Consider the following 20,967-nt stretch of genomic DNA (forward strand, 5'->3'; position numbering starts at 1 on the left):
TTGTACGAAGACACCATTCCGGATTCTTTGCTTGAAGAGGAGATGGAGATAGATAGCTCTGCTATTTTTCTGCCTCTTCTTCTTTCCAGACAAAAAGCATATGGCCCGGATAACCGATGATCGCCGCCTCCTCTGGCAGGTTCTGGCGCAGGTTTTCAAGCTCCTTGTGCAGATCTTCAGCATGCACATCCGGCTTGATAATGTTGGCCTTTTTTAAGGACTTGAGCATGTTATCTTCCTCGCTGGCGGGCTCCTTCTTTTCTTCCCCGGCCTTTTTTCCTTTCGGCGCTTCATGGGCTGCCTCGCTTTCGGGCTTCTCCTTTGTCTTTGCTTCGGGAGCGGGTTTCTTTCTGGTCTCCTTTTCTGGCCGGGCCTCTTTTTCAACCTCGGCTTCAGGGGCGGCTTCCGTTTCGGGCTCCTTGGCAGGTTTAGCTTCGGGGACAGGCTCCTTCTTTGTCTCTTTCTCCTCTTTTCTGACTTCGGGGGCAGGCTCCTTTTTTGCTTCTTTCTCCTCTTTTCTGACTTCGGGGGCAGGCTCCTTTTTTGCTTCTTTCTCTGTTTCAGCCTCGACTTCGGGGACAGGCTCCTTCTTTGCTTCTTTCTCTTTCTCTGCCTCAACTTCGGGGGGCGGGCAGTGGGTGCTCGGCGGGCAAGGCCATGATCTTATCCAGGGTGGATTGGACCACGTCGACGCCGACGATAGCCTTGCCAAGTACCAGGTTGACCGTTTTCACGATCGCGTTTACTTTTGTGTACAGTTTGCGCGCGGTACCGACCTCTGACTTTTTATCGATCATAGGCGCGACCTTCTCCATGGCTTTAAGGACCACCGCGACCCTGCGCAGAATGGTTTGCAGCGCGTCGACTCTTTCTTTGGCGTTTTCCAGCAGTTCCTGCAGATTTTCTACGCCTCCTGTAAACTTCTCCAGCACATCCCTGATGTTGGAGGCGTCTCCCTGCTGATAGAGCAGTGGTTCAAGTTTATCGATAACATCTTTGGCCGTCTTGACGCCTGGCTCTACCTTGTTCAGTACCTCCTGAATCTTTTGTATATTCTCTTGTTCTCCAAACAGAGGAGCGGACTTCTCGAGCACATCCTGCATGACATTAATGGCGGTCACCGTTTTATCCAGCGTGTTTTTGACCAGTATAATGTTCTGGGCCAGCCTGTCTATAAGCTCGTCCCTTTTCTTTCTGTCAGATATCAGACTGATCAGGGTATCCCGAGGGGGACTTTTTTTTACTTCTGCCTCATTTTCCTTTTTCTCTGCTGGCTCATGACCGCCGACCGGGTTGGTTGAGCTCTTCTTGCTCTCATGTTCGCCTCTGGCCTTCTGGCCGCGGGATTCCTCGATCGCGTTGGCGCCCGTCTGTAGTGCTGACTGAAGGCCAGTCTGCACATTATCTCTCATCGTTTCGCTGGCATTGCTCAGGCTCGTCTTGAGTTTCTGTATGTTACCCTGCAGTTCGTCCTTTACCACCTCCTGAATAACCTTGAGCCCTGCCTGTAAGTTTGTATGCTGGGTGCCGGTTCCGGCAAGATTCTGCGCGCTCTTGAGATCGCGAGCGCCTTTAAGACCCTCCGCTCCCTTAATATCTTTGACGCCCTTGAGACCCTGGCCCCCTTTGAGATCGTGTGTGCCTTTGAGGCCGCGCGTGCCTTTGAGGTCATGAACCCCTTTAAGCGCATGTACCCCTCTGATCTGCCTGTTTCTATGAGCAGGATCTTTGGGCCGTTCTTTATGTTCTGGTTGACCCCAGGACCGCGGCTCGTCGTCTGTACTCATGATTCAGCTTCACTTCCTCTTGCCAGATTTAGCCTCTCTAAGAGCTGATCTTCCCTTCTCTGGTACTCCTCTTCAGAGATCTGATCGGTGACAAAGAGTGTCTGCAGCATCAGCATCTCTTCTTTGATTTTGGATTCATTGAATTGGGATTCGTTGTTTAGTTCCTCCTCGGCCATATTCGCCAGGGTTCTGAGGATGCCGGTAAATCCTTTGACGGGTAGGCCGATCAGTAGATCATCGAGAATAAACATGACGTTAACCTTCCTTTTTTTGTGTTTCGGTAAACAACTGCGCGCCCAATGCCTGTAGCCTGGCGATGCCTTGTACTTCGGTGGCCTGTAAAATAACCTCTGTGATGATATGGTGGGGAAACATCTCTTTCATGCTCTGAATATACTGGTTCTGGAAATCTCTTCTTTGCCGGATAAAATCGCTTTCATCCTGCGGAAAAATATTGTTGATAATAATATGCTGCGATGGAATCTGCATTTTATGCAGGCTCTTTATCAGGTCCTGAGTTTCCGCGACGGCCATCTTTTCGGCGATCGTGACCACGACGAACTCTGTCCTCTCCACGTCCTGTAAGAGCGCGTGCACCTTTTTCACCGTCTTTTTCATCTCCACCAGAAACTTATCAGCACCCTCCATGCTGCTTTTTGGTGCCAGTTGTCTGACCACGGCATGATACTTCCAGCGTAGGGTACCAAGAAACTTGATCCAGTTATCTAAAAGATCTGGCAACATGAGCAGTCGCAGCGTATGACCGGTTGGAGCGGTATCGACGAGATACATATCGTATTCGGAGCTATCCATAAAATCCATGATCTTTTTAAAGCTCATCACCTCATCCAGGCCCGGGATCTCCATCTGAAACAACTCTTGGGCTTCCTCATCGGCCAGGTAGGTTCCTTGTTGCAGTATCTCCAGAATTTCGCTGCCGTACTCCTCTTTAAACTCTTTCAGTACCTTGCTGGCATCTATCTCCATGGCAAAGAGGTTGGAAACCTGTTCAACGGCTACCGGTTCACTACCGATCTTCTGTCCAAAGCTATCCGCCAGCGACGGCGCCGGGTCGGTGGTGAAGAGCAGTACTTTGTGCTGTCTGGCCAGTTCTACCGCGGTTGCCGCCGCCATCGTTGTTTTGCCGACACCTCCTTTACCGCCAAAAAGAATAAATTGAAGTGATGATTGTGATAATTGATGTAATGACAATGGATCTCCTTACCATTTGACTACTACCTCCACAAAGCTGTAAGGGACAGTTGATGTGGTGTAAATTACTACTATTCTGTCCTGAAGTTCTGTCTGCAGTTCATCTATTCTCTGGTCAAACTCCTTCTCCTTCGCCTTATCTACCAGGAAGGTCGCGTTCAAAAGATTCATGTCTCCGTAAAGCCGGCTTTCTCTGTGATCCAGGCTGAGAGGTCTGATCGCCTCCAATAGCGACCGGGTCTCTCTGATCCGCTTTTGCTCCAGCTCCTTCTGCACCATCTCGCCAACTTTGATGCTGTTGGCGTATTTTTTCTGCTTGTCTTTTTCCTGTAAGGATGCTTCTTTCAATTTCTTGATCGGCTCATTTTCCTCCACCAACTCGGCAAAGATCACATCCATATTTTTCCAGCGCGCACGCACTCCTAGCTCGATCTTCCCCTTCATCTTCCCGGATAATTGAATGAATTCTTGATAGCGCGTCTTCAGCAGTTTATCGACGATCATCTCCCCGTTTTCAGCAATAGTACAAAAACGAACCGGTAGAACCGTATAATCCTTTGCTACTGTTTCCAATACCTGGGTGTGGGCAAAGACGTTATCCCGGGTGACCTCGTATTTGATGATGGGGGATTTAGAGATGACGGCCGCGATATCCTGGTACGGAAGCGCATATACCTCATCACCACGGCCTCCAATGCCGATCGAGCCAAAATCCTGTTTCTCCCCAGATGGGATAATGCCATACAGGTAGAGGCCTTCTTCACTGCTCATTGTCTGCTCCTTGAGTTATCTGCCTGGGAAGGATCGCTGTAATGCATTAGTATTTCGGACCTCGCCCCACACGTAGAATTGGCAATCTGCATTGATTACCATCCTTTATCTGCTCTCTCAGAGAGTGTCTTATTCTCATGATCATCGCCTGCGGCCTGCATGAGGTTTCGCACCTACGGTGCTCACGAGTCCGTTTTGTGTTGATGCATGGGGTGCGCATCTGCGCACCCCATGCATCAACACAAAAAACCAGTGCGGCCGCGCAGCGGACGCCCGTGCGGGGGCGCTCATGCGCCCCCATAATGGCGGGAGTCAGACACACTCTCAGTAAGAGGGCTATATCGACTTCACCTTGAATAGTTGCCAAAATTTATACTATCACTCAAATTGAAATTATATCAAGCACAACTATCTCAAAATGTATCATTGGCACTCTATCACTAATTTATTAATTTACTCCATAATTTTATAAGAATGTGTCTGATGCTCAAGATTATCGCCTGCGGCTGCATGCGTTTGCGCACCTGCGGTGCTCAACAGTCCATAGTGAGTTGGTGCCACAGGGGCACACCTGCGCCCCTGTGGCACCAACTCACCAAATACCAGTGCGGCCGCGCTCAATCGCCCCTGGAAGAGGAGCGTCAGGCATTCTCCAAATATAAAGTGCACATCTGTCCTTCTCATCAGCCTCAATGGTAGAGCTGGCATTATAATACTGCTAGCTTGTATACTGGCAGTATCTTATAGAGGTACCTGTAGCGATTAAAGTATCTGTTTTGCGGCCTCGGGCATATATGCAGACAGAGTTTATATATCTGATGTTGTGCGATCCGATATACAGGAGTGTTTATGACAGAAGGCATCTATATCTACGGTATCATCAACAGTGGTGATCCTCAAAGTTTCAGCATTACTAACAACCCGGCCGTGCCTCAGGTGTTTACGATCAGCTCGCAAGATGTAGCCGCGGTGGCGTCTATCAATCCTTTTACACATTATGAATCGCTGGAGCAAGAACAGGCGGTGAAAGATCTAGCCATTCATAACTTCGTTGTTGAGAAAGCTATGGAACGATTTACCATCTTGCCGGTCAAATTCGGCACCATGCTGGAAACCAGGGATGAGGTGATCGCGTTACTGGATAAGGGCCAGACTCTCTTTCGTGAAATGTTGGGCCGGATGGAGGGGAATATAGAGCTGGATGTCGTGGCACGCTGGGAAATGCCCGAGGTGCTGGCCTCTATCGCGCGTGAGAATGCCCAGGTGCGAGACAGGCAACAGGCGATCACACAAAAAGGTGAGCAGGTGAGCATCGAAGATAAAATCATTCTTGGCCAATACATTGGGCAGGCGGTGCAGGAGAAGAAGGCAAGTTACCAGCAAACGATGCTACAGGCTCTGCAATCAGAAGCGGAAGATGTCTGTCAGCATGATCTAGTCAGTGATGAGATGATCTTCAATGCCGCATTCTTACTGTCCAGGCAGCGTCAGGATGCTTTTTACCATGCCGTTGATGTGCTGGATCAGCAGCTAGAGAGCCGGGTGCTCTTCCGTATCGTTGGTCCCTTGCCGCCGTATAGTTTTGCCACCATAGAAGTCAAACGATTTGATCCGACCAGCATTGAAGAGGCAAAGAAGATTCTCCAACTTCCAGCCGAAATCTCCGACAGGTCTGTGCGCGATGCCTACCACCACATGGCTAAAGCCTATCATCCGGACACGGGCAGCGAGGAGGAAACTGGAGAGTTCCAGCGCATCAACGCGGCCTACACCATCCTGCAGGAGTTTGTCGCCAACGGCTTGATCTATCCGCGGGTCTATCAATGGCCGGAAAGATGAAGTAGGGCCGCGCGCGCCGATCCACAATGCGACTGTAGGAGCGTCGATGGAAAGTCAGCAGAGACAGGTTGATGATCAAACAATCAGAAATTATCAGTTGACCCTTCTTGAGCTTTTGGACAGGTTGATTGATAAAGGGGTAGTGGTCAAGGGCGAGGTTCTGCTCACAGTAGCTGACGTTGATCTTGTCTATCTTAATCTGTCGCTACTTCTTTCCGCCGTCAAAACGATTGAGCGGGCCGCGCGTGGCGATGATGGTGGCGAAGGGAACATTCCGGCCAGAGAAGGATCTTCTCCGCAAGAGTCATTAAATAAGTCACCGCAGCCAGAGGTGCGGAGCCATAGCGCTCCCAGGTCCGGGGAGGAAACAAAAGCTCCGCATGCGCGAACCGCTCCACGTGAGTCTGCGGAGGAAACAAAGGCTCCACGTGCGCGAACTGCTCCACGTGAGTCTGCGGAGGACGCGCGATCAGCGTTTCCCTTTAGGGAGACGAAGCCACAACGACGCTCTGAAGCTGGCATTAATATTGATCCCGAGCGCGTCGAAAAGGGATTGGTGGCTCTGGTATTAACGCTTGTCGACCTGATTCGACAGTTAATGGAGAAGCAGGCCATCCGCCGCATTGAGAATGAGCAACTGACGGAAGCAGAGATTGAACGCGTCGGCAATGCCTTTTTTCTCCTGAACGAGAAGATCGCGGAATTGAAAGAGACGTTTGATCTCTCCGATGAAGATCTCAATTTGAACCTGGGACCCCTGGGCGATCTCCTGTAAACTAAAGCAGATATAAAGAGGGGTGGTGCAGGCACGTCTCGATCAAGCGAATGGGGCGCCATAAAAGAAAGAGAAGAGGTTGAGTGTATTATGGCAGAACAGAGTACCACTGTCCAGACAACGAATGTCGCTGATCTCTTAGAGCGTATCCTTGACAAAGGGATAGTTATTGTGGGTGATGTCAAAATCAATCTGATCGACATTGAGCTCATCACCATTAAAATCCGACTGCTCGTTGCCTCGGTAGATAAGGCGAAATCCCTGGGCATTAACTGGTGGGAGGACGATCCCTTTATTACCTCTCCCCGCATTAAAGAAGAGACAAGCTCTGAATAGTACATATGACGGTAGGGCGACAGGGGCGCATTCACGCCCCTGTCGCCCTACCGTCATATGTACTACTACAGGCCTTTTCGTCTCCAGATGAGCAGCCAGTGGCCTGATGACAGCAGGAGGCCCCACTCCTTCGGCGGTACGAGCCTGCCTTGCTTGACCATAGACTTTAAGGAAGCATCAGTATTAATCAGGTCCGCTTGCTTTAAGAGCTCAAACACCCGCTTAATCGAGTCTTCAGGTCCTTCCGGTTGTCCCTCTTGTTCTCCCTGAGGTTTCTCTTGTCCCTCTTGTTCTCCCTGAGGTTTCTCTTGTCCCTCTTGTTCTTTCTGAGGTTTCTCTTGTCCCTCTTGTTCTTTTCCTTGATCTTCCTGAGGCTTGCCTTGTTTCCCTTGCTCTTTCCTTTGTTCTCTTTGAGGCTTGCCCTGTTCTCCTTGCCCCTTTCCTCGTTCTCCCTGATCTTCGTGTTCTTCTTTTTGACCCTGGTTTTGTTCGGTGTCTGTATTTGCTTCTTGATCAGATTCTTGCTCTTGATCAGATTCTTGCTCTTGATCAGATTCTTGCTCTTGATCAGATTCTTGCTCTTGATCAGATTCTTGCTCCTGATCAGATTCTTGCTTTTGTTTATCAGTTGCTTCAGACGTTTTTTTCTGTTCCTGCTCGGTATCTTGATCAGAGTTGGCTTTCTTTTTGCCGAAGCGCATACATTCCTCCTCAAATAATATATCTCTATCACACCAATGGAAGAAGACAGCTTCTACGTTGACGGTATCTCTAAAGAAGATGACAATCTACAAAGTTATCGTCTTAACCTGAGCAGGCCTCCGTTGCATCCAGAAGTAGAGGAGGAATCTGGCTTTAAGGGATAAGTCAGTACTCTATATGTTTATTGCTCTGTTGCTTAAAACCTACACTGAGAATAGAACATGGAATTATCTTTGTCAAGATAAGCCTTTTGTGTGCTGCTCGATCAGTTCTTTTCCTGCTCAAGGAAAGCCAGGGTGGCAATTTCTGCCGGTGTCATGCTCTGAAGTTCCTGGTCGGAAGAAGATCGTTTATGTTCTGCAACGGCACACATAAAAAATCTGGTTGATGCCGCGGGCATCAACCAGATTTGAGTAGTTACAAAAAAGGGAGAGCTAAGCTCAGCTTAGCTCTCCCTTTGGGCAACGACCTTCTCTTCGCCGCGGATTTTTAATCCTTGCTTGGCGATCTTCTCGCGCAGTTTCAGGATGCCTTCGACGAGGGCTTCTGGCCGGGGTGGGCATCCGGGGACGTAGACATCTACCGGCACGATGTTATCAACACCCTGCACCGTGTAGTAGCTATCGTAAAACTCGCCACCCGAGTTGGCGCATTGTCCCATACTGATGACCCATTTGGGCTCGGGCATCTGTTCCCAGAGCAAGCGTAGGCGTGGAGCCATTTTGGTGGAAACGGTGCCCGCCACAATCATCAAGTCCGCCTGTCGGGGACTTGAACGGAACACTTCAGAACCGAAGCGGGCCAGGTCATACTGACCGGCTGAGGCGGAAGCCATCATTTCGATCGCGCAGCAGGCTAATCCATAGCCCAGCGGCCATACCGATTTTGAGCGCGCCCACTGCAGCATCTCTTTCATGCTTGTGAGTTGGACCGGCAGTTCCTGGTCGCCAGGGGTATACTGCTCGGGGCCGCTGACCATTGCCAACGGAATGGGCTTGCGGCGTTGCTGTTTGGGGGCGGCTTCTGGTTGTATCTCTTGTAATGTGGTAGTACTCATATATATATAGACACTGGACATTTGAGAGGCTGGCTCCCATCCTCTGTCCAGAGAGGTTTGATACTAGCGGCTTGTCAGTTGACTAACATCTACATCGAGCAGCTGGACCTTACCCTGAACGCGAGCTTTAATCGTGACTGTATCTTCTTTCTGGCGAAGGACCACAGCTGGAACAGGAATCTTCTCATTCCCATTTTGTGCTCTCCAGGTAACCAGCTCTCCTGCAATGAACGTATTTTTGGTATCTCTACTGGTGAATGTGGCCATATCTTCTATAACTCCTCGCGGAACACTTGCTTGATCTCGTTGGTTCCCTGATGAAGCATGGTGAGCCTGAGGGATCGGGCAAGGGATAACATATCATTCTCTATGTTTGGGGAATTGTTGTGTGGAATGGATGGTGGGATCACCACCCGCTTTCACTTATTACAACGTCACTGCTTCCCTGATTATTCCAAACTGGACGCTTTCCTCTGTTTCCTCCCAAGATGCATCCGCCAGCGGTTCTACCTCGCTTGTGATGGGCAGTTCTTCCTGTCGGATCGCCATAGATGGCAGGCGGCGGCTCTGCATGACCAGCCCGTGCATCAGTGAGAGGGTAGCCCGGCTCAGCTTTGAGCGTAGCTGAGTCAGGATAAGGTGTTGAGCCTCTAACCGTCTCTCTGCCTTACGACGCTGGTTGTTGTGCCGGTAGCCACTGAGGGCCAGCTCTTTGTCCCAGAGATCTTTATCGTCCAGCACGTGGCCGATGGCGGACTGCAACTGCTGCAACAGGTCGATGGTCTGGTTTAAGAGCATCAAGACATCGCCTTCTGCCAGGTCGATCTGCTCAACGATCATGCTGAGGGATTGTCCTTTCCCCCAGGCGAGCGCCAGCGAGTGGAAGTCGGGCATCGTGGCCGGGGAGAGGGTGACGTTGGCCTCTTGCTCGCTGGCGTGTACCTCATCCTCGATATCCCACAGTTGCAGGTGGATATTTTTCAGATGGGAGCCCAGCTCAAAGCGATTGCCGAAGCGGCGATCCTTCTCAAAGGTGAACCAGCTACAGATCTCGGCCAGCTCCAACGGACTGCAGTTCTGTAAGGCGCCGCTGGTGATCAGCTCGATCAGCGTCAGGCCGGCGGGATGATAGATGTGCCGCAGCAGGTGACCTTTAAGCGTCAATGTATCTGTTTCATCATCGATAAACTTGAAGGCGCGCAGGATCTGGATCGTTCCACGCAGTTCCGCTTCTCCCATCGCGCTCAAATTTGGATAGATGAAGTCGGTGTGCTGCTGTTTGTATGGATTCTGGCTGACCTTCTGTTTGCGCTGTTTCTTTCTGGACTGCTGCTTTTCCGCCCGCTTCTTATTTTTCTGTTGGAAGCGCTGTGCGCGCTGATACTCGTTCAGGCTGGAGGCGCAGATCTGCTGGATATAGTCCTCATCGCCCGGCTGCCACAGGTTGAGAATCGAGTTGTAGCGAATCTCAAACGAGCTCATGACCGGCAACTGTGGACCTGTGATGTGGGCGAATGCCTCCTCAAAGGTTTCCCAGGGTGAATATGGGATGACCGCCGCGCCACGGGTATCCAGACCCCGGCGACCGGCTCGTCCTGTCAGCTGGCGATACTCATTGGGGGTGAGCAGACGCATCTGCTGCCCGTCGAATTTGCTCAGGCTGCCGACGACGACCGCGCGCGCTGGCATGTTGACTCCCAGAGCCAAGGTATCGGTGGCGAAGACTGCGCGCAGGTAGCCCTGGGCAAACAGGCTCTCAACGATCAGTTTGAGTCCTGGTAAGAGACCCGCATGATGGAAGCCGATGCCCTGCGGCAAGAGCTGCGAGAGGAGCTGAACCTGGAAGAGTTGCCGATCCTCTTTAGAAAGGGTCTCCTTCCACTGTGCCAGCTGAGCCACGATCAGTGTCTGCTCTTCAGGCGTGGTGAAGGAGAGGGACGCGGCCTGTTGCGCCGCCTCCATCACCATCTTTCGTCCGGGCAGGAAGTAAAGACAGGGGAGCAGCTCGGCCTCTTTTAGCGTTTGCAGCACCTCCGCAGGCTTTGGCGCGGCATGCTTCTTCACCGGCTCCGCCTCCTGCTGATCCGTTCCCTGACCCTGAACGGGCGTCCTCTGGCCCTCTTCATACTCTTCTTTCTGCTGGCGACGCCCTGCTGAACCATAGCGCGCGTATCTATTGCGCGCGAGCTCGCGTTTGGCCTCGCCGCCAATATGCCGGAAGCGCTTGACGCGCTGACCCTCGGTATTCTGTACGAGGTGTAGCTGTCCATCCAGCAGGTAGAAGTGCTCCAATGGCACCGCGCGCTCATTGTGTACCACCAGCGAGGTGGGGCCGTGTACCCGGCTCATCCAATCCACCAGGTCGGTGGCGTTACTGACGGTCGCCGATAGGCCAACGATCTGGATGTGGGCCGGTGAACAGATGATGGCCTCCTCCCAGACCGGCCCACGCTGTGGGTCGCTGATATAGTGGAGCTCATCGAAGATCAGGAAGCCGATGTCGCTGAGCGCCGATGGTCGCTGCGCTTTGCGTTCGCGCTCCTCTTCCAGCAACATATTGCGATAGACCTCGGTCGTCATAATTACGATCTGCGCGCGGCCATGTTCAACAATGTCGCCGGTCATCAGTCCCACGGTTTCACTGCCATACATCTGGCAGAAATCCTGATATTTCTGATTCGATAGTGCCTTGAGTGGAGTCGTATAGATGACGCGCTTATGCTGCTGCAGCGCCTGCCAGATGGCGTATTCCGCGACCATCGTCTTACCGGTTCCGGTCGGCGCGGTCACCAGGACCGAGCGTCCGGCCGCCAGGTGTCGCATGGCTTCCTGCTGGAACTCGTCAAGCGCGAAAGGATAGCGAGCGGCGAAGCTTTCAAGCAAGCTATCGGCGGTAGTAATTTGTTCTGAATATACTTTTTGCATAAATACCTTTATGAGAGGAGCTGGCTTTCGTGCCATCTGGCAGGTAAAGCAAGCTCCAGTGGATAAGCAATGAAGCTGATATGATGATTAAGAAATGAAGTCTCGCAGTTCGTTGAGTTGACCCGAATCGCGCAGGTGCTTTCGGGCGCTGTTTTATCGTCTGTTTGCTTAACATAGCACCCCCCTTTTAACTCATCAAAATAAGTTGAAAAATCGCTGTTGTGTACAGCGAAAAGTCTTGGGGGAGTGAGCGTTTAACCCTGATGGAGGGCCAATCCAGGATGGAGTGGAACGTTCTTGATGTTGATTAATTGCGTTCACTTATAATAACGCTTGCCCGGCGGAATCTATTCCGCTAAATGGTCTTTTTGGCTGGCAAATGCCCGCTCCTGATGTATCTTCAGGGGAAGAATGGACGTTCAGCGTTTATCCCATTCCTGCTGGGCGGATGGGTGCAGGTCTACCTCTGGCTGCTCCCAGTCGATGATGTGTTTGGTGAAGAGATTGGAGGTGACGACATTGATCGTATATTCCCCGTAGGCGTCCAATCGTTCTTGAAAAGCTTCCAGGTGCTCCATGGAGGAGAGGGCAACTTTGAGCATGGTGCAGTGGTGTCCGCCGAGTCTATGCATCTCCAGAATCTCCGGAAATTTCTCCGCGCTGCTGGTTTTGAACAGGCACCGGTCAGGAGCGCAGCGCAGCTGGATAAAGACCAGCAGGGGCAAACCGAACCTGGTAGCGTCTACCCGCGCGCCATAGCTGGTGATGATGCCCGCGTCCTCCAGCTTGCGCACCCGTTCGGCCGCTGCTGGTGCCGATAATCCCACGCGTTTCCCCAGCTCATTAAAAGAGAGGCGACCATCCTGCTGCAGCTCGCGCAAAATCTTCCAATCGGTCTGGTCGAGGGACCTCTCTGACCGCAAAGCCATTTTCTGAAATACCTTTCTTTTTAAAAGAGAGTATAGCATAATCCCTTCCGTTTGCGATTCCTCTCCGGAGTATCTGCTCGTTACAATATGCCTGTGCATGGGCGTCCGCATATGCGGCCGAGACGTTTGTATGTGATTGTACAAGTGTAATTGTGATGCCGCCAGGCGGCATCACAATTACACTTGTACAATCACATGAAATCACTGAAGAAAAGATTTTTATATGACCCAGACAACGGCATCATGCCCAACTATGAGAGATCAGCAGCCTCGCGCAGGTCTGAATCCGCGCGTCTTTTTATTGTCCCTTGGTATGTTTGCTCTGGGGACCGATGCTTTTATTGTGGCGGGTGTGTTGCCTCTGATCGCGCGGGATACCGGGGTAAGCACCGGATTGGCCGGTCAACTGGTTACCGTTTTTTCGCTTACCTATGGCCTGGCCGCGCCCTTGCTGGCAGCTTTAACCGGTCGCTGGCCGCGTAACCGCGTGCTGCTGGGAGCGCTTGGCCTGCTTGGTCTGGCCAATCTCGCTTCGGCCCTCTCTCCTTCGTTCCCCATCCTGTTGTTTACGCGCTTGCTGGCGGGCTGTTTCGCCGCCACCTATACACCGCTGGCTTTTGCCGCCGGGATCGAACTGGCGCCCCCCAAGAGAAGAGGATTGGCGCTGGCGCTGGTGGTCGGAGGACTCAACATCGCGACCGTCCTGGGGGCGCCGCTGGGAATGTGGATCGGCGAGCAGTTGGGATGGAGGCTCTCATTTATCCTGGTAGCAGCGCTGGCGATAGTGGCGTTTCTCTGCCTCGTCATCTGTGGACTGCCGGAGGCAGCCTCGTCGGTATCACTGTCGTTGCGAGAGCGCCTGAAGCCGATCGCGCGTCTACGCATCGTGCTGGCCCTGTTGCCCGCATTGCTGTGGAATATTGGCGTCTATGTGCTGTATACCTATATCGCGGTCTTTTTACAGCAGCGATTACACATTACAGATGTCAGCCTGCTGCTGGCCTGCTTCGGTCTGGGCATCGTATTCGCCAATGTGCTGAGCGCGCTACTGTCTAATCGCTTCGCGCCACAACGGCTGGTGATCATTTTTCTGAGTACGCTGATCGTGATACAACTGGCGCTTCCGTTGCTCACGACCACTGTGGGGAGCGCGGCCGCGCTGCTTTTGTTGTGGGGCATGAGTTTTGCCCTGCTGTTTATCCCTCAGCAGCAACGTCTATTGAACATTGCGCCAGAGCACGCCAACGTGATCCTGGCGCTCAATAACTCGGCACTCTACCTAGGAATCGCCGGTGGTGCCGCGCTGGGTGGCCTGGCTTTGCGTACCTTTGCCATCACGCAACTGGGATGGATAGGCACGCTGGGCATGCTCCTGGCGTTGCTCATGATCATGAGCAATCCGGGTAAATAGGCACCAGGAGCGTGTGGTGGTGACTATGCGCCCGGGTACGGGGCCGCTTTGCGGCAAAGCTGGGGCAAGCCCAGCACCTACGACGATCTTCATTTGCGATATTGCTACATTTGTTTTTAAAAAAGGGGAAAATCCTGTGGTATCACCAAACGAAACGGAGCGCGTGCGCGCCATCTATGACTCTACAGCGGCGCGATATGATCAAAGCATGAATTTCAGTGAGAAGTTCTTTATAGGTGATGGGCGTGCCTGGGCCTGCTCCCAGGCACGCGGACAGGTGCTTGAGCTGGCCATTGGCACCGGACGCAACCTCTCATTCTATGCGGAGGATGTAGATCTCACCGCAATTGAACTTAGCCTCTCTATGCTTGAGGTTACCCGCCAGCGTGCACGGGACCTTAAGCGACAGGTTGAACTGGTTAATGGCGACGCGCAGGCGCTTCCTTTTCCTGACCAGAGCTTTGATACGGTGGTGTGCACGCTGGCGCTGTGTACTATTCCCGACGAACGCAAGGCGGTGGCCGAGGTTTGGCGCGTTCTGCGTCCAGGTGGCCGTTTTATCGCCCTGGAACACGTACGCAGTCCTAATGTGATTGTCCGTGGTATTGAGCATCTGCTAGAGCCCCTGTCGGTGCGCACGGAGGCGGACCACCTTTTGCGCGAACCGGTCGAAGCCGTGCAGGCGGCTGGCTTTAGCATCGAATACCTGACGCGGCACAAGCTAGGAGTCATCGAGCGCCTGATCGCACGCAAGGCAGCGCAATAAATCCTGCTTATACACTAAGGATAAGTGCCTTAGCCCTCGGGTGCGTCGACCAGGGCCGGGTGCTGTACATCCAGGATAGACGAGGTATAGCTGCCTCCGGCGAAATCGTTCAGCAAGGCGAGCAGGTCGCGCACGGCGGACCCGATATCCTGGTGGGCGGCGGCATGGTGCGCCTCAACGGTAATCAGGCATTCCCGCGTCTGCTCGACGGCCGCGCTCGACTCGCTCTGTCGCCAGCACCAGCGGCGCGCGACAACCTGTCTGGTCTCATCTGAGAATACCACCTCGCCCGGCTGCGGATGATCCTCCGCGCTTTCGCCCAGCTCGCTGTAGCGCTCTGTGCCATCGGCGAAGCGCACCGTGATCGGCCGCTGCAGGGCGCTCAGATCGAAGACCGCCACAGGCAGTCCATAGCGAATGCTGACCATGTTGCCGATATCGACCAGCAGATTGATGCTGGGAATATCCCCTTTTTTGGTCAGGCGGCGCAGCAGGGCTTCAGCCGCGCTGCGATACTGGGTTGGATCGACCCCGAAACCACGGAAGGCGCGTCGCCAGGCGGCCAGCGACTCTATCTGGCTCAAGGGCGTGTTGCCAATGCGCTCCACCACGCGCTGCTGCTCGGTTTGATAGAGTGTCTGTACCTGCGGTGGCGTTGGGCCGTTGGTCACATCGCGCGCCAGAATCGCGCCGCCAACAACCTCCGGGTAGCGTTCCAGAATGGCCGGATCGTATTGAAAGATATGCATTTCCTTCATCCTTTTTTATGAAAATTGTGTATAAAGCTTTTACTTTGCATTATTATAACCAAAGCAGGGAAATATGGAAATCAAGTTACTGGCTGTTGTTTTGCTTGAATTCCGCCACCGCAGCGGCGGAATTCAAGCAAAACAACAAACTCTCATTCCTTTTTAACTAGAAATTTGATCAAAAATGTGGTACTTGTATCAAGGTAAGCTACATTTTTGCGTTTGAATCAGCAATAGTGGCGGCTTTGTGTTCTATCGATGTCGATCGATTAAAATGCAAATCTCTATTGCTCCTATTTCTTATTCTTCTTATAAAGTCACATAGGTGGGCAACGATGGCGAAGCATATTGGTAACCTACCACACGCGCTCGACGAAGAGGCCGAGCTGGCTCAACGTCTGGCCGGAAGGCAGTCGGCTGTTTTCCTCGACTACGATGGAACCCTGACCCCGATCCGCGATCGGCCGGAGGACGCTGTGATCTCTGATGGTATGCGTGAGGCGGTACGCAGTCTGGCTGAGCGCGTTCCGGTGTGCGTGGTCAGTGGGCGCGACCGCAAGGTCGTACAGGAATTGATGGGTATCAACAGCCTGATTGTGGCTGGCAGCCACGGCTTTGATATCTGGAGTCCAGATGGTCGGGCCATTCAGCGAGAAGAGGGCGCCGCATTCGAGGAGTTGATGCGAGATGTGGAGACGCGGCTACGCGCCGACCTGTCCGACATTCCTGGCGTTTTGATCGAGCCCAAAAAGAGCTCGGTGGCCGTTCACTATCGTCTCGTTGCCGATGAGCATCGGCCCAGGGTCAAAGAGATCGTTGACATGATCCTCGGTGAGCACCCAGATGAGCTCAAGGTTACTCCCGGCAAGATGGTCTTTGAGTTGCAACCGAAACTGGACTGGGACAAAGGGAAGGCGGTGCTCTATCTGCTTGAGGCCCTGAGCCTGGACCGCGGTGATGTGGTACCTATCTACCTGGGCGACGACATCACAGATGAGGACGCGTTTCGAACTCTGGCGGGACGCGGCATCGGCATCTTTGTCGGACATGCTGATGATCCCGAAACCACCGGACGTACCACGGCAGCTGATTATGTGCTCAATACGATGGATGAGGTGGAGGGATTCCTCAACAGGCTGACCGCGCTAGAGTCAGCAGAAGAAAAGCAGACATTGCCCGGTGGCGTCCAGCCCAATCCAAATGATTGGACGCTCGTATATGATTTCTTCGATCCCGAGCAGGAGAGGTTGCGCGAGGTGCTGACCTCGACCGGTAACGGTTACTTCTGCACACGCGGCAGCCTTGAGTGGGCCGACGTGGATGAGGTGCATTATCCGGGTACATACGCGCATGGTTGCTATAATCGTGAGACGACCATCATGGGTGGGCGGCCTGTGCTCAACGAGGATCTGGTGAATCTTCCCAACTGGCTCCTGCTCAAGCTGCGCATCGGCGATGAAGAACCGATCAGCCTGAAGAACGTTGAAATGTTGAGCTATCGGCACGCGGTCGATTTCCGCAATGCGACGGTGATGCGCGAGATGCGCTTCCGCGATCGCCGTGGCCGCGAGACGACGCTGACCAGCAGACGTTTCGTTAGCATGGGGGATATGCACCAGGGGGCGCTGGAATGGACGATCACGGCCGAGAACTGGTCTGGTCCGGTCGAGGTGATTACGGCGCTTGACGCGCGCGTCATCAACCAGGGCGTTGCCCGCTATCGCGAACTTGAGGGCCGCCACCTGCATCCGGTGGCCAGCCGCACGCCGCGCCCGGATACCATCTCGCTGCTCGTGCACACCCGTCAATCGCGCATCTATGTGGCCGAGGCGGTAAGGACGCGCGTCTATGGAGACGCCGGTGAACTAGAAGTTGAGCGCAGCCGTTACCTGATGGAGGACTACGCCCATCAGACGCTGGGATTTGATCTGTTACAGGGGCAGCCGGTGCGGGTCGAGAAGATGGTCTCGTTCTATACCTCGCGCGACCAGGCGATCAATGAGCCCCTGACTAATGCCGAGAAGGCGGTCAAGCGTTTCGGCACCTTTGACGAGTCTTTTGAGCAGCACCGGCGTGCATGGGACGAGTTGTGGGACGATTGCGATATCCTGGTGCCCAATGATGACCGGGTACAGTTTCTGCTGCGCTTCCACGCCTCCCATGTGCTGCAGACCTGCTCTCCCCACACGGCCGATCTTGATGCCGGTGTCTCTGCGCGCGGCCTTAACGGGGAAGCCTATCGCGGCCACATCTTCTGGGACGAACTCTACGTCTATCCCTTCCTGAATTTCCGCCTGCCAAAGATCACGCGCGGCCTGCTGATGTATCGCTACCGCAGGCTCGACGAGGCACGCGCGCTGGCCCATGCCGCCGGCTTCCGGGGCGCCATGTATCCCTGGCAGAGCGGCAGCGACGGCAAGGAAGAGACCCAGGTAGTGCACCTCAATCCCCGTTCGGGAATGTGGGAGCCAGATCTGAGTCAGAACCAGAGACATGTGAGCGCGGCCATCTTCTACAATATCTGGCACTATATCCAGGCGACCGGCGATACCGACTTCTTGATTGGACCGGGTGCCGAGATGATGTTGGAGATCGCGCGTTTCTGGGCCAGCATCACCCACTTCAATTCACAGCGTGGCCGCTACGAGATCCTCGGTGTCATGGGTCCCGACGAGTTTCACGAGAAGTATCCCGACTCGGACGAGCCGGGCCTGCACAACAACGCCTATACCAACGTGATGGTGGCCTGGATCTGCGACCTCGCCAGCAGGTTACCAGATATGCTGGCGGAGCGCCGCCGCCGCGCGCTGGCGGAGCGTATCAATCTCACCAGCCAGGAGATTGAGACCTGGAGGGATATGAGCCGCAAGATGTATGTCCCTTTCCGTGATGATGGCATTATCAATCAGTTCGATGGCTGGGACAGGCTGGAGGACCTGGACTGGGACGCCTATCGCGAGAAGTATGGCAATATCCAGCGCCTCGACCGTATCTTGCGCGCGGAAGGGAAAGAGCCCGATCGCTACAAGCTATCGAAGCAGGCGGACACCGTGCTATTGTTCTACCTGTTCCGGCAGAATGAGCTGAAGGAGATTTTTGAGCGTCTGGGCTATGATTACTCGCCTGATATCCTGCATAAGAACGTCGAGTACTATGATGCCCACACCTCGCACGGCTCTACACTGAGCTTTGTATCCTATGCTGGCATCTACGCCGAGATCAACCTGACGACCTCCTGGGAGCGCTATCTGGTGGCGCTGGAGAGCGATGTCGAGGATATCCAGGGTGGCACCACGGCCGAGGGCATCCACATGGGCGTGATGTCGGGGACGCTGGACCTGGTGCAGCGCAGCTATCTGGGCGAGGTAATTCTCGATGGCGTCCTCTACTTTAATCCCAAGCGCATCGAACAACTGCGCGGCCTGTCGCTGCCCATGCGTTTCAGAGGGCTGCTGATCAACGTCACCCTCGAAGAGGGACGCCTGCGCGTCGGAGCCGAGGTCAACAGCCTCAACCAGTCCGTCAAAGTAGGTGTCGGCAAGCAGGTGCGCGAGATCGGTTCCGGTGAAAGCTACACCTTCCAACTTTAAAGATAGAAATTGCCCGCCCAATATGGGAGAGTGGTGTTGAACGGGCGCAACCGCGCCCGTTCAACACCACTCTCCCATATTGGGCGCCCGTGCTTAGTAAGCGTGAAGGACGTGGAGCAGGTAATCCTTGCGATTCAATGGATTAAAGTCCGCGCGCTTCCTGATGGGGAAGGCGCCCTCTACCTGGCGAAATCCCCCTGGCCTGGTAAGCAGGATGCCTTCACCCTCGGTAAAAGAGTTCAGGTTTCTCTTGAATGCCTCGGTGGTCGCTACTGGCAGCAGTCCCGTTAACTGGAAGGTGTCGCCGCGCAGTAGCGGCTTGTCAAAGGTTGCCCTTGAAGCGGATAATTTGAACATCGCTTTGCTGATGGCAGAGAGGGGAGCGTTCAGCTCAAACTGGTGCAGCGGTTCATAGACGGTGGTGCCCGCGCGGGAGAGCGCCTCCATCAGAACGAGCGGTACCAGCTTGCGGAAATCGCCCGCCACTGTGACCGGACTGGAATAGCCGGTATGGGTCAGGGTCACCTTGATATCGGTGACCTCCCAGCCGTAGAGTCCCTGTTTTAATACCTCGCGTGTCGTCTCCTCGATTGCCCGGTGGAAGGGGAGGGGCAGCGAGCCGAGCTTGACCTCCAGCTTATAACTGACGCCGCTGTTCACAGCGCCCGGCTCAACCCTGAAGCCGATAGTCGCAGCGAATGGGTTGTCCGCCGCGGTTATCATCTCCAATGCCTGTCCTGTTCCGGCGGGTTTTTCGACACAGATCACCCTGGTCTCAGAGAAGGTCACCTGTAGACCATACTTTTCCAGCAACATCGCCTCGATAACTTCCTTTTGTACCTCGCCAAAGATGCGTAGATAGATCTCATGGTGAAAGGTGTCTTTGAGCACCTTGATCAATGGATCTTCTTCCGCCATCTCCACCAGGGCCCGGTAGAGCTGTTGCGTTTGTGATGGATCTTTCGCCTCGATGCGTGCTTCCATCTGTGGTTCCACAAAGTGCAGGTCTTTCATCCTGTCCGATCGTTCGCCTATGATATCGCCGATGCCGACCTGTTTGAATCCCCAGATCTTACAGAACTCACCGGCTTCTATGGCTGAAGCCTGAACCGTTCTCCCTTCATTGAACAGGTGCAGCTTTTTGACTTTTTCCTGATACGTATTGACCTCCTGTATATCAGTATTGCGGCTCACTGGGACGTATGCCCGGACATTGATGCTGCCCGAGAACAGCCTGACATAAGCGATCTTTTCGCTGGCTGTCTCTTTCTCGATCTTAAAGACGACCCCGGATAGCGGAGCTTCCTTCAGACCGCTGTTGGTGGGGAAGAATGTGGCTACTCCCGTGAGCAGTTCGGCAACGCCGATGCCGGTGATGGCCGAGCCAAAGAAGATCGGGTAAAGGTTTGCCTCGCGGACCTGTTTTGTCAGTGCTGTTCTGATCTGCTCCTCCGGCAATGGTTCGTCGCGTAGATAAGCGGCCAGCAGACGGTCGTCGTTGAGGGTGAGCATCTCTATACACTCTTCTAAGAAGGTTGGAGTGGTATCGCGACAAAAACGATGCTCGACGATAAACGCTTCCTTCGTGCCTATCTTTTCAGGTGTGGAGAGGGGGAGTACACGCTCGGTCAGTTTTTCCTTGATGTGTTGGATGAGCGAGGCGGACTGCGCGCCTCGGCGATCGATCTTATTGATAAAGATGATCGTGGGGATACCAAGCTTGGCCAGGATGGCCATAAGAAACTTGGTCTGGGCCTGAACTCCTTCCACGGCCGAAATCACCAGGATCGCCCCATCCAGTACGCTGAATGAGCGCTCAACTTCCGCGATAAAGTCGGCGTGTCCGGGGGTATCGATAAGATTAACTTTGAGATCGTGATCCCGTACAAGGAAGGATACGATCGAGGCCTTAATGGTGATGCCTCTTCTTTTTTCCAGTTCTAGAGAATCGGTCTGGGTGTTGCCTTGATCAACGCGCCCAATTTCGGCGATAACATTCGTCTCAAACAGTATGCGCTCCGTCAGGCTTGTCTTTCCAGCGTCCACGTGCGCGACGATGCCAATGTTCACTACCTGCATGCAGTAAAATCCTCTGTGTGTGCTGTTCTTCTATTCTCA

At 53.6% G+C, this 20,967-nt stretch carries 18 protein-coding genes and 1 pseudogene; 7 read left to right on the plus strand and 12 right to left on the minus strand.

What is annotated here, in order from left to right:
* Window positions 1–61: 61 nt before the first annotated feature.
* Genes AABA21_RS29805 through AABA21_RS29825 form a run of 5 tightly spaced genes read right to left on the minus strand, consistent with a single transcriptional unit; the run spans window position 62 to window position 3,770 of the window.
* On the minus strand, window positions 62–712 hold the full coding sequence (locus AABA21_RS29805; RefSeq protein ID WP_338255861.1) for a hypothetical protein: 651 nt from the start codon (window positions 710–712) through the stop codon (window positions 62–64).
* A complete protein-coding gene (locus tag AABA21_RS29810; protein WP_338255863.1) occupies window positions 615–1,787 on the minus strand; it encodes a hypothetical protein in 1,173 nt (390 codons plus the stop codon). The genes AABA21_RS29805 and AABA21_RS29810 overlap by 98 nt, the downstream gene beginning before the upstream one ends.
* Window positions 1,784–2,038: a gas vesicle protein GvpG gene (locus AABA21_RS29815; protein WP_338255864.1), complete on the minus strand. Its 255-nt coding sequence runs from the start codon at window positions 2,036–2,038 to the stop codon at window positions 1,784–1,786. Before AABA21_RS29815 ends, AABA21_RS29810 begins: the two co-directional genes overlap by 4 nt.
* Window positions 2,039–2,042: 4 nt before the next feature.
* The gene (locus AABA21_RS29820; RefSeq protein ID WP_338255866.1) at window positions 2,043–2,999 is read right to left on the minus strand and encodes an ArsA family ATPase; all 957 of its coding nucleotides are present in this window, start codon (window positions 2,997–2,999) and stop codon (window positions 2,043–2,045) included.
* A gap of 9 nt (window positions 3,000–3,008) precedes the next feature.
* Complete coding sequence (locus AABA21_RS29825) at window positions 3,009–3,770, minus strand: GvpL/GvpF family gas vesicle protein (RefSeq protein ID WP_338255867.1); 762 nt, start codon at window positions 3,768–3,770, stop codon at window positions 3,009–3,011.
* Between the two features lie 849 nt (window positions 3,771–4,619).
* On the opposite strand from AABA21_RS29825, the gene AABA21_RS29830 reads away from it, so the two are divergent.
* The 4 genes and pseudogenes from AABA21_RS29830 to AABA21_RS29840 all read left to right on the plus strand — a co-directional run bounded on the left by AABA21_RS29830 (window position 4,620) and on the right by AABA21_RS29840 (window position 6,720).
* Complete coding sequence (locus AABA21_RS29830) at window positions 4,620–5,609, plus strand: GvpL/GvpF family gas vesicle protein (protein ID WP_338255869.1); 990 nt, start codon at window positions 4,620–4,622, stop codon at window positions 5,607–5,609.
* A 46-nt stretch (window positions 5,610–5,655) separates the two neighbouring features.
* Window positions 5,656–5,811 (plus strand): annotated as a pseudogene (gene gvpJ / locus AABA21_RS39570) (gas vesicle protein GvpJ); the annotation flags it as partial.
* 318 nt (window positions 5,812–6,129) lie between these two features.
* Complete coding sequence (locus tag AABA21_RS39575; protein ID WP_420917231.1) at window positions 6,130–6,384, plus strand: gas vesicle protein K; 255 nt, start codon at window positions 6,130–6,132, stop codon at window positions 6,382–6,384.
* Between the two features lie 90 nt (window positions 6,385–6,474).
* Window positions 6,475–6,720, plus strand: coding sequence for a gas vesicle protein (locus AABA21_RS29840; RefSeq protein WP_338255871.1), 246 nt, complete (start codon window positions 6,475–6,477; stop codon window positions 6,718–6,720).
* 65 nt (window positions 6,721–6,785) lie between these two features.
* On the opposite strand, the gene AABA21_RS29845 is transcribed toward AABA21_RS29840, so the two are convergent.
* The 5 genes from AABA21_RS29845 to AABA21_RS29865 all read right to left on the minus strand — a co-directional run bounded on the left by AABA21_RS29845 (window position 6,786) and on the right by AABA21_RS29865 (window position 12,333).
* Complete coding sequence (locus AABA21_RS29845; RefSeq protein ID WP_338255872.1) at window positions 6,786–7,421, minus strand: hypothetical protein; 636 nt, start codon at window positions 7,419–7,421, stop codon at window positions 6,786–6,788.
* Window positions 7,422–7,867: 446 nt separating this feature from the next.
* On the minus strand, window positions 7,868–8,401 hold the full coding sequence (locus AABA21_RS29850; protein ID WP_420917232.1) for an NADH-quinone oxidoreductase subunit B: 534 nt from the start codon (window positions 8,399–8,401) through the stop codon (window positions 7,868–7,870).
* 141 nt (window positions 8,402–8,542) lie between these two features.
* On the minus strand, window positions 8,543–8,746 hold the full coding sequence (locus AABA21_RS29855; protein WP_338255875.1) for a hypothetical protein: 204 nt from the start codon (window positions 8,744–8,746) through the stop codon (window positions 8,543–8,545).
* 159 nt (window positions 8,747–8,905) lie between these two features.
* A complete protein-coding gene (locus AABA21_RS29860; protein ID WP_338255876.1) occupies window positions 8,906–11,404 on the minus strand; it encodes a DEAD/DEAH box helicase in 2,499 nt (832 codons plus the stop codon).
* Window positions 11,405–11,823: 419 nt separating this feature from the next.
* On the minus strand, window positions 11,824–12,333 hold the full coding sequence (locus AABA21_RS29865) for an Lrp/AsnC family transcriptional regulator (protein WP_338255877.1): 510 nt from the start codon (window positions 12,331–12,333) through the stop codon (window positions 11,824–11,826).
* 223 nt (window positions 12,334–12,556) lie between these two features.
* Between AABA21_RS29865 and AABA21_RS29870 the strand changes: the two genes are divergently transcribed.
* Entirely contained in the window at window positions 12,557–13,744 is a 1,188-nt protein-coding gene (locus tag AABA21_RS29870) for an MFS transporter (protein WP_338255878.1), read from the plus strand.
* A 136-nt stretch (window positions 13,745–13,880) separates the two neighbouring features.
* Window positions 13,881–14,510: a class I SAM-dependent methyltransferase gene (locus AABA21_RS29875; RefSeq protein WP_338255879.1), complete on the plus strand. Its 630-nt coding sequence runs from the start codon at window positions 13,881–13,883 to the stop codon at window positions 14,508–14,510.
* A 29-nt stretch (window positions 14,511–14,539) separates the two neighbouring features.
* Here the strand turns inward: AABA21_RS29875 and AABA21_RS29880 are convergent, their stop codons facing one another.
* Window positions 14,540–15,259: a B3/B4 domain-containing protein gene (locus AABA21_RS29880; RefSeq protein ID WP_338255880.1), complete on the minus strand. Its 720-nt coding sequence runs from the start codon at window positions 15,257–15,259 to the stop codon at window positions 14,540–14,542.
* 335 nt (window positions 15,260–15,594) lie between these two features.
* Here AABA21_RS29880 and otsB point away from each other — a divergent pair, with 335 nt between their 5' ends.
* Complete coding sequence (gene otsB / locus AABA21_RS29885) at window positions 15,595–18,849, plus strand: trehalose-phosphatase (protein ID WP_338255881.1); 3,255 nt, start codon at window positions 15,595–15,597, stop codon at window positions 18,847–18,849.
* A gap of 93 nt (window positions 18,850–18,942) precedes the next feature.
* Here the strand turns inward: otsB and AABA21_RS29890 are convergent, their stop codons facing one another.
* Complete coding sequence (locus tag AABA21_RS29890) at window positions 18,943–20,928, minus strand: GTP-binding protein (RefSeq protein WP_338255882.1); 1,986 nt, start codon at window positions 20,926–20,928, stop codon at window positions 18,943–18,945.
* Window positions 20,929–20,967: the final 39 nt, after the last annotated feature.

The sequence above is a fragment of the Dictyobacter halimunensis genome (assembly GCF_036245075.1).